14 protein-coding genes are annotated in these 15738 nt (G+C 44.4%); 11 read left to right on the top strand and 3 right to left on the bottom strand.

What is annotated here, in order from left to right:
• Positions 1 to 76 precede the first annotated feature (76 nt).
• Positions 77 to 709, bottom strand: coding sequence for a hypothetical protein (locus MHI25_RS06285; protein ID WP_036681725.1), 633 nt, complete (start codon positions 707 to 709; stop codon positions 77 to 79).
• Positions 710 to 1012: 303 nt separating this feature from the next.
• Here MHI25_RS06285 and tkt point away from each other — a divergent pair, with 303 nt between their 5' ends.
• On the top strand, positions 1013 to 3055 hold the full coding sequence (gene tkt, locus MHI25_RS06290) for a transketolase (RefSeq protein ID WP_076128175.1): 2043 nt from the start codon (positions 1013 to 1015) through the stop codon (positions 3053 to 3055).
• Between the two features lie 33 nt (positions 3056 to 3088).
• Positions 3089 to 3406 carry a pyrimidine/purine nucleoside phosphorylase gene (locus tag MHI25_RS06295; protein WP_036681729.1) on the top strand — a complete coding sequence of 106 codons (318 nt, stop codon included), beginning with the start codon at positions 3089 to 3091 and terminating at the stop codon, positions 3404 to 3406.
• 1823 nt (positions 3407 to 5229) lie between these two features.
• Here MHI25_RS06295 and MHI25_RS06300 read toward each other — a convergent pair.
• Positions 5230 to 6132: an NAD(P)-dependent oxidoreductase gene (locus MHI25_RS06300; RefSeq protein WP_076206557.1), complete on the bottom strand. Its 903-nt coding sequence runs from the start codon at positions 6130 to 6132 to the stop codon at positions 5230 to 5232.
• 235 nt (positions 6133 to 6367) lie between these two features.
• Between MHI25_RS06300 and MHI25_RS06305 the strand changes: the two genes are divergently transcribed.
• The 3 genes from MHI25_RS06305 to MHI25_RS06315 all read left to right on the top strand — a co-directional run bounded on the left by MHI25_RS06305 (position 6368) and on the right by MHI25_RS06315 (position 9087).
• Positions 6368 to 7723 (top strand): glucose-6-phosphate isomerase, encoded by a 1356-nt coding sequence (locus MHI25_RS06305; protein WP_076304504.1) that lies wholly within the window; start codon positions 6368 to 6370, stop codon positions 7721 to 7723.
• Between the two features lie 146 nt (positions 7724 to 7869).
• Positions 7870 to 8502, top strand: coding sequence for a YigZ family protein (locus MHI25_RS06310; protein ID WP_076128170.1), 633 nt, complete (start codon positions 7870 to 7872; stop codon positions 8500 to 8502).
• A gap of 3 nt (positions 8503 to 8505) precedes the next feature.
• Positions 8506 to 9087: a TetR/AcrR family transcriptional regulator gene (locus tag MHI25_RS06315; RefSeq protein WP_036681739.1), complete on the top strand. Its 582-nt coding sequence runs from the start codon at positions 8506 to 8508 to the stop codon at positions 9085 to 9087.
• Positions 9088 to 9233: 146 nt separating this feature from the next.
• Here the strand turns inward: MHI25_RS06315 and MHI25_RS06320 are convergent, their stop codons facing one another.
• A complete protein-coding gene (locus tag MHI25_RS06320; RefSeq protein ID WP_076099035.1) occupies positions 9234 to 9635 on the bottom strand; it encodes a secondary thiamine-phosphate synthase enzyme YjbQ in 402 nt (133 codons plus the stop codon).
• A 208-nt stretch (positions 9636 to 9843) separates the two neighbouring features.
• On the opposite strand from MHI25_RS06320, the gene cysT reads away from it, so the two are divergent.
• The 6 genes from cysT (at position 9844) to MHI25_RS06350 (ending at position 15723) form a co-directional block, all read left to right on the top strand.
• Complete coding sequence (gene cysT / locus MHI25_RS06325) at positions 9844 to 10659, top strand: sulfate ABC transporter permease subunit CysT (protein WP_038569140.1); 816 nt, start codon at positions 9844 to 9846, stop codon at positions 10657 to 10659.
• On the top strand, positions 10656 to 11453 hold the full coding sequence (locus MHI25_RS06330) for a sulfate ABC transporter permease subunit (RefSeq protein WP_036681745.1): 798 nt from the start codon (positions 10656 to 10658) through the stop codon (positions 11451 to 11453). The genes cysT and MHI25_RS06330 overlap by 4 nt, the downstream gene beginning before the upstream one ends.
• Position 11454: 1 nt before the next feature.
• Complete coding sequence (gene cysA / locus MHI25_RS06335) at positions 11455 to 12519, top strand: sulfate ABC transporter ATP-binding protein (RefSeq protein WP_076104838.1); 1065 nt, start codon at positions 11455 to 11457, stop codon at positions 12517 to 12519.
• A 317-nt stretch (positions 12520 to 12836) separates the two neighbouring features.
• Positions 12837 to 13904: a sulfate ABC transporter substrate-binding protein gene (locus MHI25_RS06340; RefSeq protein ID WP_340395130.1), complete on the top strand. Its 1068-nt coding sequence runs from the start codon at positions 12837 to 12839 to the stop codon at positions 13902 to 13904.
• Between the two features lie 139 nt (positions 13905 to 14043).
• Entirely contained in the window at positions 14044 to 14829 is a 786-nt protein-coding gene (locus MHI25_RS06345) for an MBL fold metallo-hydrolase (protein WP_076185771.1), read from the top strand.
• Positions 14830 to 15141: 312 nt separating this feature from the next.
• Positions 15142 to 15723, top strand: coding sequence for a GNAT family N-acetyltransferase (locus tag MHI25_RS06350; protein ID WP_076277703.1), 582 nt, complete (start codon positions 15142 to 15144; stop codon positions 15721 to 15723).
• Positions 15724 to 15738: the final 15 nt, after the last annotated feature.

The raw sequence follows: 15738 nt of genomic DNA on the forward strand, positions 1-15738 counted from the left end.
CGACTTTATCCTTTTTCCATCTAAAAAGGGCTACGCGGAAATACGACCCGCATAGCCCTTTTTTACGAGCAACAACTTATATAACTCCTTCAGTCCGTTCTTCATTCATTCTCATCATTCTTGTCGCAACGGAAGGGGTATGTAAAGGTATATTCGTCGAACGTGCAGAGGCTCTTTGAGCTCTACGCACATAATAGGATAACTTGCCGCTGAATATTTTATGGGAACAGAGTGAAAGAGCGAAATCCTCCGGGGTAACAAAGCATGAAGGCTTATTCACAGGCTGAACTGCGGTATTTTCAAATAAGGAAGCAACAAAATGAGAGCAGAAATAAGCGTTCTCTCGATCTATTTTAACATTTAGAAGTACGCCGATCAGGCCTAAAAGATGGTATTTATAACGTTCCTGATTTTTCATCATCCCTTGGACATGATTGTACATGGCATCGTATTCCGTGGCACTGACACGTAACTGATAAATAGAGCAATTTGCGCTGCTATAGAAAGGGTGAATGAAATTTTCTTGAATCAGACCCGCGACGAATGGATTGTGCATTTTTTTTCTTCCGAAGCTGTACACCTCACGTAGTTCACTATCAAAGGCGATCGAAGCATGGTTCAGATCAGCTTTTGTAAACCACTTAATGAAACCACTGAAGGCTGTACCTGTACCGGTAAGCACAATATAAACATCCTTTTTCGAAGTCATGTTCAGAATTCCTTTCCACTTGGAGATATTGGATAATGAATGAAAATTTTACTTGTGTAACTCCATCTTACTTTATATTCGAGCATTGTAAAACAAACTTTAGTCGCAATAGAAAACTAGACCATAGGCTAAGTAAAAACCCGTCTCATGACATAGTTACTTTTGCGTATATAAATGCGTAGATATTGCAAAACATAAGCTGTCAAACAAAGAGTTTTTAAAAACAATTGGAATTGCTTCCACACTAGTGATACAATAAGAGTCAAAATGACATTCTTGAGATTTCAGAGGAGGAACTATTAAATGAGTGAACAAGAACAAGCGATCCAGAAGGAAGAAAACTCAACAGTAGATAACCTGTCGATCACAACAATTCGTACTTTGGCTATTGATGCTATCGAAAAAGCGAATTCCGGCCATCCAGGTATGCCAATGGGTTCTGCACCAATGGGCTACCAACTGTTTGCAAAAACAATGAATCATAACCCTGATCATCCAACATGGGTAAACCGCGATCGTTTTGTATTGTCCGCTGGACATGGTTCCATGCTTCTGTACAGCTTGCTGCACCTTAGCGGCTATGATCTTCCTATGGAAGAATTGAAACAATTCCGTCAATGGGGTAGCTTGACTCCTGGTCACCCGGAAGTTGGTCACACAGCTGGTGTTGATGCAACTACAGGTCCGCTTGGACAAGGTATTGGTATGGCCGTTGGTATGGCTATGGCCGAAGCTCAATTGGGCGCAACCTACAACAAAGAAGGACATAACATAGTTGACCACTATACTTATGCTATTTGTGGTGATGGTGACCTTATGGAAGGGATCTCTTCTGAGTCCGCTTCTCTTGCTGGTCATTTGAAACTCGGAAAATTGGTTGTATTGTATGATTCAAATGATATTTCCCTTGATGGTAAATTGAATCTTTCTTTCTCCGAAAATGTAGCTCAACGTTTTGATGCTTATGGTTGGCAAGTTCTGCGCGTAGAAGACGGAAATGACCTTCCGGCTATTGAAAAAGCTATTGCTGAGGCGCAAGCTGAGACTAGCAAACCGACTTTGATCGAAGTAAAAACAGTTATTGGTTATGGTAGCCCTAACAAACAAGGTAAAGGCGGCCATGGCGGTACTCACGGCTCCCCACTTGGAGCAGAAGAAGCTAAGCTGACCAAAGATTTCTACAAATGGGTATACGAAGAAGATTTCTATGTACCTGATGAAGTTCGTGCACATTTTGCAGAAGTGAAGAAAAACGGAATCGCAGCTAACAAAGCTTGGGACGACAAATTTGCGGCTTACAAAAAAGCATATCCAGAGCTGGCTGCACAATTCGAAACTGTAATCAATGGCGATCTTCCAGAAGGCTGGGATGCTAACCTTCCAACTTACACTACTGAAGATAAAGCAGTATCGACTCGTGTCGCTTCCGGTAGTGCGCTTAACGGTCTGACTGCTGGCGTTCCTCAGCTAGTGGGTGGTTCCGCTGACTTGGAAAGCTCCACTATGACGCATTTGAATGGTTTGACATCTTTCACACCAGAATCTTATGATGGCCGCAACATTTATTTCGGCGTACGTGAGTTTGGTATGGCTGCTGCAATGAACGGTATTGCTCTACACACTGGTCTTAAAGTATTCGGAGGAACATTCTTCGTATTCACAGACTACCTGCGTCCAGCAATTCGTTTGGCTTCGATCATGAAATTGCCAGTAACCTATGTATTGACACATGACAGTATTGCAGTTGGTGAAGATGGTCCTACGCATGAACCAATCGAACAATTGGCTTCCCTGCGTATCATCCCAGGTCTGACTGTTATTCGTCCGGCTGATGCTAACGAAACTTCTGCAGCATGGGCTTATGCTATGGAAAACAAAGAGAATCCGGTTGCTTTGGTTCTGACTCGTCAAAACTTGCCAATTCTTGCTGGAACCGTAGATGGCGTTCGTGAAAACATCAAACGTGGTGGTTATGTTGTCTCTGATTCCAAAAATGGCACTCCACAAGCACAACTTATCGCAACTGGTTCTGAAGTACAGTTGGCAGTTAAAGCGCAAGCTGCTTTGGCAGAAGAAGGCATCGATGTTCGTGTAATCAGCTTGCCAAGCTGGGATCTGTTCGAAAAACAAGACAAAGAATATCGCGATTCCGTAATTCTTCCAGGAGTCAAAGCTCGTCTTGCTATCGAAATGGCACAAACCTTCGGCTGGGAACGTTACACTGGTGACCAAGGCGATATCCTAGGCATCACTACTTTCGGAGCTTCCGCCCCTGGCGATAGAGTTATGAAAGAATACGGCTTTACTGTAGAGAACGTAGTTAGCCGTGTGAAAGCACTTCTGTAATTAACTGAATAATCATTAGGGGGAGAACAAGTAATGAGTCAGTTTAACAACGCAACGATCGAAAAAGCAGCCAATGTATATTATGGCGGACAAGTAACCAGCCGTACGGTAATTTTGCAAGATGGATCTAAGGTGACACTGGGCATCATGTTGCCGGGTGTGTATGAATTTGGTACAGATGGTCCTGAAATTATGGAGATTCTGTCCGGCGATCTTAAAGTGCTGCTTCCCGGCACTGAGGTATGGCAGGAGATTAAGGGAGCGTCAACGTTCAATGTTCCTGGCAACTCTAAATTTGCGTTGGAAGTATTTGAAGTAACTGATTATTGCTGTTCTTACCCGGTTCTATAGAAAGCAGACTTTTCTAAGGGCTGTCCTATAAGTAGCTTTTTTCTATGAGTGAGACGACCCGGATTCAATTTAAAAATCGTAAAAGTCAGCAAGGCAGCGGTTCTCCTGTTATTGGAGGATCGCTGCTTTTTGTGTTGTTGGTTGGTGATATTGCTTGATGTTCAATTATGTATTCATCATTCTATTTTGAGGCTTAAGGACTCAAATGACGTTAGGGCTGAATCGGATCATCACCAAATTAGCACTGAGTCATAACCATCCCCACCGCGTACGGACCCAGATGGCGTTAGCGCTGGAGCAACACCAATTTAGTACCGGATCACCACCAATCCTACCGCTGAAGCACCCGGTCACCACCAATCCTACTGCTGTAGTACCGGGTCAACACCAATCCTACCGCTTAAGGACACAGATGACGCTATTAGCAAATTTATAGTCTTTTGAGCAGGTTTTCGGACACCAGTGCAACTATTCCATGGAAATAGCCTCATAATTGGCGCTTCTTATGCCAATAGCGACTATGGAGTCCGATAGCATGCGAAATATGAGATTATGCTGCAAATAAGGTCAGCTGAGTCCGATGGCGCTGTGTCATCACCAACTTGGGCACCTGGTTAGCGCCAACCCACTGCGTACGGACCCAGATGGCGTTAACATTAGATCAACACCAATGTAGTACCGGGTCAACACCAATCCTACCGCTATGGACCCGGTCAACACCAATCCTACCGCTTAAGGACCCAGATGACGCTATTAGCAAATTTATAGTCTTTTGAGCAGGTTTTCGGACACCAGTGCAACTATTCCATGGAAATAGCCTCATAATTGGCGCTTTTTATGCCAATAGCGACTATGGAGTCCGATAGCATGCGAAATATGAGATTATGTTGCAAATAAGGTCAGCTGAGTCCGATGGCGCTGTGTCATCACCAACTTGGGCACCCGGTTAGCGCCAACCCACTGCGTACGGACCCAGATGGCGTTAACACTAGATCAACACCAATGTAGTACCGGGTCACCACCAATTCTACCGCTTAAGGACCCAGCTGACGCTATTAGCAAATTTATAGTCTTTTGAGCAGGTTTTCGGACACCAGTGCAACTATTCCATAGAAACAGGCTCATAATTGGCGTTTTTCATGCTAATAGTGACTATGGAGTCCGATAGCATGCCAAATGTGAGATTATACTGCGAATAAGGTCAGCTGAGTCCAATAGAGATGGCTGTGTACCGCAGAGGTTACTTAGTTAAAGGAGCTTAAGGTTTGGAGCGAGGGAGAGGTTCCAGAAAATACGGGATATACCGTAGTCATCAAGCGATCATCTTGGTAACCAATTTGCAACTAAACAGCAGCTCACCCAGTGACTATCCAACAATTTCTCCAGTATCTATCCAACAATTCAGCGCTCCTTCAGTAACTTTTCTGAAATTATCTAACAACTCATCCAGTAACTTCTCCAGCACTTACCCAACAATTCAGCACTCCCTCAGTAACTTTTAAGCGACTATTTAGCAACTCATCAGTAACTCCACCAGAACTATCCACCGTTTCATCACTAATACAGTAACTTTTGCGACAAACTAGTACTTCGCGACCTTCTTAGTAACTATCCCACCAACACCACCACAACGTTCTGAGTAACTCCACAGCAACCAATATTTTCTTGCACTACAACTGTTAATTTGGTATTATAAATATACAAACAAACGTTCGTATAATTGGTTTGACAACGGGATTGTCCATAAAGAAAAGACCGCATCGCAATATCATGTGCGAGGCGGTCGTAAATGTTCTTATGAAGTAGGTTTTGAGCTCTTGGATTTATTTATTGGATACATTTGCACCCATCTTTTGGCCGATCCACTCTTCGTAACATTTCACTACGGCAGAGAGATCTTCTTCACCATAACCTTGGGTGAATCCAGCTTGGAACATGCTTTTAGCCAAGCCCAGCATAGGAGAAGGAACGCCTGTTGAATCGCTATGGGCAGAGGCAAGCTTCAAATCCTTAAGCATTAGAGCGAGGGAGAATTGATTGCTGAAATCATCTTCTATGATTTTACGGCCTTTAAGCTCAGCTTGTTTGCTGCCCGCAGAACCAAGTTGTACTAGTTCCAGGAACTTGTCTGCTGGTACGCCTGATTTAACGGCAATGGCGAACCCTTCGGCTAGGGCAACATTATGAATACCTACCATAGCATTGTGAGCCAGCTTGGCCACAGCGCCGCTGCCGTTCTCACCCATATGTAGCAGCTTCTTACCCAAAGTATCAAAGATATCACGATGTTGTTCTATGACCTCAGCACTACCGCCGACCATGAACACTAAGGTTCCTTCAATCGCTGCCGGTTTGCTTCCAGTTACTGGCGCGTCTAGGAAATGTCCACCGCGCGCTTCTACAGCAGCGGCAATTTCACGAACTAGTCCTGGTGAAATTGTGCTGGAATCAATAATTAGTCCACCAGGCTTTACAGCATCAAGTATACCATCTTGACCATAAAACACTTCACGAACCGAATCATCATTGCTGATCATGGTAATAATAACATCCTTACCCTCAGCCGCTTCGCGGGGCGTGAGAGCAGTCTGGGCACCTTCTGCTTCAAGAGGTTTACACTTGGCTGCCGTACGGTTGTATACCGTAACCTGAAAGCCGCCACGTAGTAAATTGGAGGCCATAGGCGCACCCATTGTTCCGAGTCCGATAAAACCGATTTGTTTCATTTATATAGCCACCTTCCGTTTTCTTTATTCTATCACGGCACTTTGTCCAGCACCACAGCATACCTATGTCTTTTGATACAGGAAACGCTTCCAAGGAACTTTGGAAAACTTGGTTCTAATGCCCTCTATGTGCCCTAAGACCTTGCCAGTCAAGGCAAATTAAAGTATCCTAATTATAAAGTTGTAACAAACGGTTTTAAATTTAAAGAGATAAAACAGGAGGTTACCATTACCGATGTCTAAGAAGATTAATTTTGACTACACAAAAGCTCTTTCGTTTTTTAACCAACAAGAAATCGACAACCTTTCCGCCCCAGTTAAGCTAGCACACGAACAGTTGCATAACAAAACTGGTGTAGGCTCTGACTACCTTGGATGGATCGATCTGCCGACAGCTTATGATAAGGAAGAATTCGCTCGCATTCAACAAGCTGCTAAGAAGATTCAAAGCGATTCCGAGGTACTGATTGTAATTGGTATCGGAGGTTCTTATCTGGGAGCACGCGCAGCTATTGAGGCGCTATCGCATTCTTTCTACAATAACCTTTCTAAAGATAAACGCAAAACTCCAGAAGTTTATTTCGCTGGTAATAACATTAGCTCTACATACATCACGCATCTGCTTGATCTAGTAGAAGGTAAAGACTTCTCCGTGAACGTAATCTCCAAATCTGGAACTACTACTGAGCCAGCGATTGCTTTCCGCATTTTCCGCGCTGCTCTGGAGAAGAAATACGGCAAGGAAGAAGCTCGTAAACGCATTTACGCTACTACAGACAAGGAAAAAGGTGCCCTTAAGAAATTGGCAACTGAAGAAGGTTATGAATCCTTCATCATTCCAGATGATGTAGGCGGACGTTACTCCGTATTGACACCTGTAGGCTTGCTGCCGATTGCTGTAGCTGGCATTAACATTGAAGAAATGATGCAAGGTGCTGCTGCCGCTGCGGATGAGTTCAACAATCCAGATGTAGCTACTAACCAAGCTTATCAATATGCTGCAGTTCGTAACGCTCTATACCGTAAAGGTAAAACAACTGAAATCCTCGTCAACTATGAACCTTCCTTACACTTTGTATCTGAGTGGTGGAAACAATTGTTTGGCGAAAGTGAAGGTAAGGACTTCAAAGGAATTTATCCTTCTTCCGTTGATTTCTCCACAGATCTACACTCCATGGGTCAATTTATCCAAGAAGGTAACCGCAACATTTTTGAAACGGTTATCCAAGTAGATCAAGTAGCTCATCATGTTACGATTGAGAATGATCCGGATGATCTGGACGGCTTGAACTTCTTAACAGGAAAGACTATGGATTTCGTGAATAAGAAAGCTTTCCAAGGTACAATGCTTGCACATACAGATGGTCAAGTACCTAACCTTATCGTTACTATTCCTGATCAAACACCATACACCTTTGGATATTTGGTGTACTTCTTTGAAAAAGCCTGCGGTATCAGCGGATACTTGCTCGGTGTTAACCCATTTGACCAACCAGGCGTAGAAGCATACAAGAAAAACATGTTCGCATTGCTTGGCAAACCAGGTTACGAAAAAGAAAAAGCAGAGCTGGAAGCAAGACTTACTGAATAGTATTGCAGTAGGTTTTACAATGGCTATTAATCACAGAACATTCATACTAATGTAAGTCACCAGGAGCAGTCCATAGGTAATCCAATACCGGGACTGCTCCTGACATTATATGAAGACATCATATGTAAATAAGGACTGGAATAATTATGTTAGAACAATATCAAACGGTCCGCTCTTCCGGCTCAAAGGAAGTTGTGATCCGTAAATCCCGTTTCATTGGTCATGTTATGCCAGTGGAGAATGAAGAAGAAGCTTTGTTGTTTATCGAGGACATCAAGAAGAAACATTGGAACGCAACGCATAACTGTTCTGCTTATGTGATTGGGGAGAGAGACGAAATCCAGAGGCAATCGGACGACGGGGAGCCGAGTGGGACAGCCGGCAAACCGATTTTGGAAGTAATCCGCAATCAGGGAGTTAAAAATGTCGCAATCGTAGTTACCCGTTATTTCGGAGGCATTATGCTGGGTGCCGGTGGGCTGATTAGAGCTTATACGGATGGAGCAGTGCTTGCGCTTGAAGCAGGAGAAGTAATCACCCGTGTACTGAGACGAGAGGTATTCGTAGAGATCGAGTACACTTGGCTGGGCAAGGTTGAGAACGAACTTCGAGGAAGAGGGATTCAGACTGGCGAGACTTTGTTCACCGACAAAGTAACGTTGTTATGTTTGCCGCGAAATGATGAGGGTGAGACTTTTATGGCATGGATAACAGATCTAACCCAAGGGCAAGCTCTGATAACAGAAGGGCGGCGGATTTACTACAGCGAAGGGGATTAGTATATGGCAAGGAGAGCAGTGGAGCAGGAGTTGTCGAGGGAAAGGATTCTAGAGGCCGCTAGGCATCTGTTTATAACCAAAGGGTATCGGGCAATTTCAATGCGAAGTATTGGTCAGCATTTGGGATATAGCCACGGCTCTCTCTATTATCATTTCAAGGAAAAGGCGGAGTTGTTCTACGCTATTGTTGTAGAGGATTTTAATCATGTGGCTGCTTTACTCAGTCAAGTGATGAATAAACCGCCTGAAGAAGGAATGACAAGGGTAGAACAGCTGATTATGGAATTTATTAGATTTGGAATAGATCATCCCTATCAATATGAAATTATGTTCATGATTCGCGATGAGGAATTGCTAGCTTATTGTAGAGCAGAACAGGGACGATGTTTTGATTTATTCTCAAGTATTGTGCGCCGTCATATGAAGGAAGAGGGATATGTGTCTGAGGACTGGCAGAATGTGCCGTTGACAATGTTCTTGTCTGCACACGGATTTATTTCTTATTATATCCAGGATAAAGTATCGTTTGACGATGTGAAAGAGGCAGCGTTAGCTCATATAAAGGTTTTATGTCGCAGCCTTTAACATGCTGTTTTTTTTATAGATCTTCACTTTAAAGCTGTGCATTGGTATAACACTGCTTCTCTGCTTGATGAAAGTATTGCTAGACTCTAGTTATTGTCTAAATGGCCGCTCCGCAGCGATAATGGAAGCGGCCATTTGTATGTTTATTATCCCTCTACTATTTTTAAGAAACATTGACGGCGTCTAGGTCCATCGAACTCACAGAAATAAATACCTTGCCAACGACCGAGAATTAATTCACCTTCGTGGATGATCAGGGTCTGGGAAGGCCCGGTAGTAATAGATTTAAGATGAGAGGCAGTATTGCCTTCCGCATGCCGATACTTCGGATGCTCCCAAGGGTAGACCTCATCCAAACGCATCAGAACATCATGCTTCACATCAGGATCCGCATTTTCATTAATAGCAATACCAGCAGTGGTATGAGGACAATAAACTACAATCAATCCGTCTTGAACTCCACTTTTTTTCACATAAGAAATGACTTCCCGAGTAATATCACGTAATTCATCCCGCTTTGTAGTAGTGATCTCCAGAGTATGCAACATAATCAATCCCCTTCCTGTGAGGTGCCATTTTTTAGTGTACCTTTGATACATATATTTTAACCCAAATTCACTTGAAAGTAATTGACGGCGGTGAGAAGGATTTGGTAAAGTAGTAATAATATAAAACCAAGTATATAAATAGGAATAATTAATGAGGATTTTGGTTAGTATACCGACCGGTTATCCGGAGGTGGGAGGGCAAAAATCATTGAATTCGCTGCTTAGACACAAAGGCTGGACTTGGGGTTTCCGAACTACAATTTTGCTCTATTTTGTAGTATTGATCGTGTTGCCCATACTCGGGGTCTATTACAACTCTTTTTCTCTTGGTTTTGGCAATTTTGTGGAAAGCGTCAGCGATCCAATTGCTTGGAAGTCGGTGCTGTTAACCTTAAAGCTGGCGATTATCGCTACTTTAATTAATGTTTTGTTAGGAACTATGATTGCTTGGGTCCTTATTCGTTATCAATTTGCTGGTAAAGCGCTGCTAAACAGTCTGGTCGATTTACCTTTTGCACTGCCAACAGCTGTCGGAGGTTTGATGATTCTACTGCTGCTTGGACCAGGGAGCCTTATCGGCAAAGCAGCTGAGGCACTTGGATTTGAAATTGTTTTTCATCAACCGGCTATCGTAATTGCTATGGTGTTCGTGACGTTTCCATTCGTGATTCGAGCGGTTCAGCCCTTGCTGGAGGAGTTGGATCCATCCGAAGAGGAAGCAGCATATACAATGGGTGCCAAGGGGGCAAGGGTATTCTGGCAAGTTATTCTTCCATCAATGGCGCCTGGGATGATCAGTGGTGGGATGCTCGCATTTTCAAGAGCGCTTGCGGAATTTGGTGCAGTGGTACTCGTCGCAGGTAATATTCCGGGCCGTACGCTTGTATCATCTGTTTTTATTTTTGGTGAAGTTGAAAGTGATAATCCGGTCTCCGCCGCTGCGGTTTCTGTTATTCTCTTGACCTTATCCTTTCTCATTCTTTGGCTGATTAATATGCTGCAGATGCGGGGGAGACGCTCATGAGGAAATTATGGATTGCTCTTACTTATTTAGTGTTTTTTCTGCTCATTGCTGCTCCATTAGGAAAAATGGCTATGGGTGCTTTTAGTGAAGGATTTGGTGGTTTCTGGAATGCTCTGACTAGGCCCGAAGCGCTGCATGCGCTCATGATGACTGGGCTTGTTGTGATAGTAGTTACGTTATTAAATACATTGTTCGGTATTATGATGGCTCTGTATCTTGTTCGGGCGAACTGGATCGGCAAGCGTCTAAAAGGATTATTGAACAGTATTGTGGATTTGCCTTACGCGGTATCCCCTGTAATCGGAGGATTGATGATTGTCCTGTTGCTGGGTCCCGATAGTACCTTGGGAGCGATTTTTGAGGGGATTGGACTAAAGATCGTTTATGCGATTCCCGGGATGATCATTGCCACTTTATTTGTTACCTTTCCTTTAATGGTGCGTGAGGTTATGCCGGTGCTTCAGGAGATTGGTTCACAGCAGGAGGAAGCGGCTTCGACATTGGGCGCTCGTAGCTGGACTATTTTTTGGAAGGTAACCTGGCCTTCGATTCGTTGGGCGGTTGTGTATGGTGTCATTCTTACGGTGGCACGTTCACTTGGAGAGTTCGGCGCGGTGCTCGTGGTTTCGGGGAATATTATGAACAAAACCCAGACGGCGACAACTTTAGTCTATCAGGATGTTGAGAATTTTAATGTGACGGCTGCTGGAGGAATAGCGCTAGTTCTGGCTGCATTTTCCGCAGGTCTGCTGCTGTTGATGGAATGGACCAAGAGAAGAAAGGAAGTGCAGTAATATGCATGTAGAAGTGCGGGGGTTAAACAAGCATTTTGGAGATTTTCATGCGGTCAAGGACGTCAATTTCACCATTACAAAAGGTCACCTGATTGGATTGCTCGGCCCAAGTGGAGGCGGGAAAACCTCAATTCTACGTATGCTGGCGGGACTGGAGTCACCGGATACCGGAGAGATTATTTTTCATGGTCAAACGGTGAACAATCTTCCTCCTCAAGAACGTGGGATCGGCTTCGTCTTCCAGAACTATGCACTCTTCAAACATATGACTGTATTTGATAATATCGCTTTTGGCTTAAAGGTTAAAAAGGCTAACAAAACAGCTATCCGCGATCGTGTTATGGAACTTGTAGAGCTTACAGGGTTAAAAGGGTTCGAGAAACGTTATCCGCATCAGCTATCAGGGGGACAACGTCAGCGTGTGGCTTTTGCACGTGCGCTTGCGCCTGAACCACAGCTGCTGCTTTTAGATGAACCTTTTGCCGCTATTGATGCGAAGATCCGCCAGGAGCTGCGCGCTTGGCTGCGTGAACTGATTGAGCGTGTAGGTATCACCTCTATTTTTGTAACCCATGACCAAGATGAAGCGATTGAAGTAGCGGATGAAATTATGATCATTAATCAAGGACGTTTGGAACAAAAGGGTACCCCGTGGGATATTTACAAGGAACCCAAAACACCGTTCGTGGCAACATTTATCGGCGAATCTACGCTGATTGAGAACGCTTCTGAGGTTAAAGGCTTTACAGGTGCGGGGGACGGAAAACCTACCAAAGCGCTGATTCGTCCTGAATATATTGAAGTGGGTAACCTGCATGAGTTCAAGATGGCTTCTGCCACGGAAAAAGGTGTTGTGAAACATCTGCATTTCCGCGGCAGCGAATGGCTCGTTGAGGTTGAAGTAAATGGCCACAAGCTGGTCACCTACCGTTCGTTGGAGAAAGAAACCTTGCAGCCGGGTCAGGAAATCTCAGTACTGGTACATCGGGCTTATCTGTTTAATGATGAGCGCAGCTGGATCCAGGAGAACAACCTGAAAGAAGATCCAATGCCGATTTTTATTTAAAAATAAATAAAATTATTTTCAATTTCTTTTGATAGTAGCGAATGTGATTCGCTAGGATTAGAGGAACTGATGTGAAGGCCAGAAGTAATGAAGTGGAAGTTTGGAACTGTAGGAGCGGAGCGACCGCCTTTGTTTCCGGATTTAATCCGCTGAGGATATAAAATTAATAAATCTGGGAACAACAGCGGCCGAAAGTCCAAACATTCCGCGTAATTACGGCAAATACCGAACGTTGGATACTTGAATTTTAAGTTTCAGCGATAGAGCTACTTTCAAGGAAATATTAAAAATCATTACCTCGAAGGATGTGGGCCGCAATGAATGTCAAAAGGAGCAGACAACTGCACGGATGTTTTGCTGCCCTAATGCTGGCCATACTCACGCTGACAGTAGTCGGTTGCGGGAATGAGAAGGCAGCTACGACGATGGCAGAGCCTTCGAAGCAAGGGGATGTTACGCTGGTAATTGGCGCATACAGTGTGGCTAAGGATGCGATGCAGGATATTTTGCCGTTATTTGCTGCCAAGTGGAAGGCAGATACGGGTCAGGATATTAATTTTCAGGAGTCTTATGAGGCTTCAGGGACACAGGCGAGAGCGATTGTAGGTGGATTTGAAGCGGATGTGACGCTGCTAGCCATGGAAGGTGATGTCGAGAAGCTAGTTAAGGCTGGACTCGTAGCGCCAACATGGAAAGAGCAGGGTGAACAAGGCATGGTAACACGTTCAGTAGTAGCTCTTGGTACCCGCGAAGGAAATCCCAAAGGCATTCGCGATTTTGCGGACTTAGCCAAGCCAGGAATTAAAGTGTTATATCCAAACCCGAAGACCTCTGGTGGTGCGCAATGGGATATCAACGCGATCTATGGGGCTGGTCTGAAGCTGTCAGAGGAGCAGGAGGGGGCAAAGGATCCAGCAGCAGCCAAAGCTTTTTTGGAAAGCATCCATGCCAATGTAGAGTCTCTGGATAAGAGTGGCCGCGCTTCTATGGCAGCCTTCGAGTATGGAGTGGGGGATGTAATTGTCACCTATGAGAATGAACTGCTGGCCCGGATTGCTCAGGGAGTCAAATACGAAGTCATTATTCCTAAAAATACAATTCTGATTGAGAATCCGGCGGCTGTTGTAGAGAAATATGCGGATGAGCATGGGACACGCATAGCATCAGAAGCACTGGTTGATTTTTTGATAACTCCACAGGCACAAGAGATCTTTGCAAAATATGGCTTTCGTCCCGTGGATAAACAAGTCTATGCTGAGCACAAAAGCGATTACCCTGATCCGGCGGGCCTCTTTGATATTAACTATTTAGGAGGCTGGGATGAGGTGCGAAGCTCACTTTATTCCAAGCGTGGAATTTGGTATCAGGTACTTGCCGGAATATAAGGTAGAGGTATAACAAAAGAGTCGTCCCAGCAGTTCATCTGTGGTGGGGATGGCTTTTTTTGCTGGGTCTCTTTAAGATAGAGAGAGGGTAATTTAGATTTATTACTTCGTTGAAGAGAACCTGAAGGAGAGATAGCAGATGGATACGTTGGTGTTTTTGGGTACGGGGGATGCCATGGGGGTTCCTCGGGTATATTGCAGTTGTGAGACCTGTACAGAGGCAAGGGAACAGGGTAAAAATATTCGCCTGCGCTCTTCTGTACTTATAGATAATGGCAGTGACTTTTTAGTGATCGATTGTGGGCCTGACTGGCGGCGTCAGATGGAGGCGCAGGGAGTACGGAATATGCGCAGACTGCTGGTGACACACGCTCATTTTGATCATATTGGTGGGCTGCCGGAATGGGCGGATTCTTGCCGCTGGATGGGATATAAGGGCCAGCTCTATGCCCCAGCAGAAGTGATCCCGATAATAGAGCGGCAATATCCATGGCTGCGCAATCAGATCGAGATGATTCCTTGTGATGAAGGCATAGAGCTAGACGGCTGGACAATTGATACCTGGAAAGTGAACCATGGCAAGAATGGATACTCGTATGCTTTTCGTCTGGAGAAGGAGGGCTATGTATGGGTGTATTGTCCAGATTCCATTTCTCTTGGAGCTGAAGAGACACGCCTGATGCATGGAGCTGACTTGCTGGTATTAGGTACAAGCTTCTATTACGAAGCAGCGGAGTTATCGACTCGTTCTGTATACGATATGACGGAAGCAGCGGAGCTGCTGCAAACTGTGAAGCCTCAAAAGGCAATCTATACCCATATGTCGCATGATGTGGATATGAGAAAATCCTATATTTTACCGGAAAATGTTACGCTGGCCGAGACGGGGATGAGAATACCCTTAGGATCTTCGGAGATCAGCTGAAATTTAGATAAAAAGAAAACTCCCTTTCGCTGGAAGGGAGTTTTCTTGATCCTATTTAACCTGTTATATTCCGCCTTGTTGAATCCGTTTAATGAACTCTTCAAGCCAATAAATGGAGTGGTCCGCTTTAGTTGAGATATTCACTAAATCAAAAAGGGACATCATTCGGGCAACTTCAGCCTGTTGATGTTCCTTTTGTGATTTCTATTGCATTCAGTATTCAGATCCCGATATATACTATATAATCAAAAAGCATATCGTATTATTTTTACATATTTAGAATAATTATCATCGCCAGAGGAGGAGTACGAAGTGGCTGACTCCAAGGATCAAATCCTGCTTGATTTTCCCGAGAGTTTTGAAACAGAGAGGCTGCTCATTCGTGCCCCTTTATGGGGAGATGGAGTTAGCATGAATGAGGCTATCCGTGAAAGTATAGATGAATTGAGACCTTGGATGGCTTTTGCTCAAGTAATACCCACATTAGAAGAATCAGAGAAAGTTACTAGAGAAGGCAGACTGGAGTTTCTAAAAAGGGATAAGCTACATATGCGTATTTTTAGAAGGGATACGGAGGGTTTTATCGGCTGCATTAGCCTGCATCATCTAAACTGGGAACTCCGCAATTTTGAGATTGGTTATTGGATCCGGAGCGCCTGTGCAGGCAAAGGATATATGACAGAAGCCGTAAATGAAATCACCAATTTTGCCATACGGGAATTAGGGGCGAATCGTCTCGAAATCTTTTGTAGTGCACGAAATACCAAAAGTGCCGCGGTAGCCGAACGTGCGGGTTTTACACTGGAGGGGATCCTGCGCAGTACGAGTCTTGGTCATGATGGGGAATGGCATGACAGTAAGGTGTTCGCTAAGGTTAGAGGTATGGAATTTTAAGTGAGAGGGCTGGTT

Origin of the sequence: Paenibacillus sp. FSL E2-0177 (genome assembly GCF_037992975.1) — a bacterium.
In the GTDB taxonomy this organism is placed as follows: Bacteria; Bacillota; Bacilli; order Paenibacillales; family Paenibacillaceae; genus Paenibacillus_AQ; species Paenibacillus_AQ odorifer.

Bases quoted from the DNA above. Each gene is read 5' to 3' on its own strand.
- MHI25_RS06285 (WP_036681725.1), bottom strand. From the start codon at position 709: ATGACTTCGAAAAAGGATGTTTATATTGTGCTTACCGGTACAGGTACA.
- tkt (WP_076128175.1), top strand. From the start codon at position 1,013: ATGAGTGAACAAGAACAAGCGATCCAGAAGGAAGAAAACTCAACAGTA.
- MHI25_RS06295 (WP_036681729.1), top strand. From the start codon at position 3,089: ATGAGTCAGTTTAACAACGCAACGATCGAAAAAGCAGCCAATGTATAT.
- MHI25_RS06300 (WP_076206557.1), bottom strand. From the start codon at position 6,132: ATGAAACAAATCGGTTTTATCGGACTCGGAACAATGGGTGCGCCTATG.
- MHI25_RS06305 (WP_076304504.1), top strand. From the start codon at position 6,368: ATGTCTAAGAAGATTAATTTTGACTACACAAAAGCTCTTTCGTTTTTT.
- MHI25_RS06310 (WP_076128170.1), top strand. From the start codon at position 7,870: ATGTTAGAACAATATCAAACGGTCCGCTCTTCCGGCTCAAAGGAAGTT.
- MHI25_RS06315 (WP_036681739.1), top strand. From the start codon at position 8,506: ATGGCAAGGAGAGCAGTGGAGCAGGAGTTGTCGAGGGAAAGGATTCTA.
- MHI25_RS06320 (WP_076099035.1), bottom strand. From the start codon at position 9,635: ATGTTGCATACTCTGGAGATCACTACTACAAAGCGGGATGAATTACGT.
- MHI25_RS06330 (WP_036681745.1), top strand. From the start codon at position 10,656: ATGAGGAAATTATGGATTGCTCTTACTTATTTAGTGTTTTTTCTGCTC.
- cysA (WP_076104838.1), top strand. From the start codon at position 11,455: ATGCATGTAGAAGTGCGGGGGTTAAACAAGCATTTTGGAGATTTTCAT.
- MHI25_RS06340 (WP_340395130.1), top strand. From the start codon at position 12,837: ATGAATGTCAAAAGGAGCAGACAACTGCACGGATGTTTTGCTGCCCTA.
- MHI25_RS06345 (WP_076185771.1), top strand. From the start codon at position 14,044: ATGGATACGTTGGTGTTTTTGGGTACGGGGGATGCCATGGGGGTTCCT.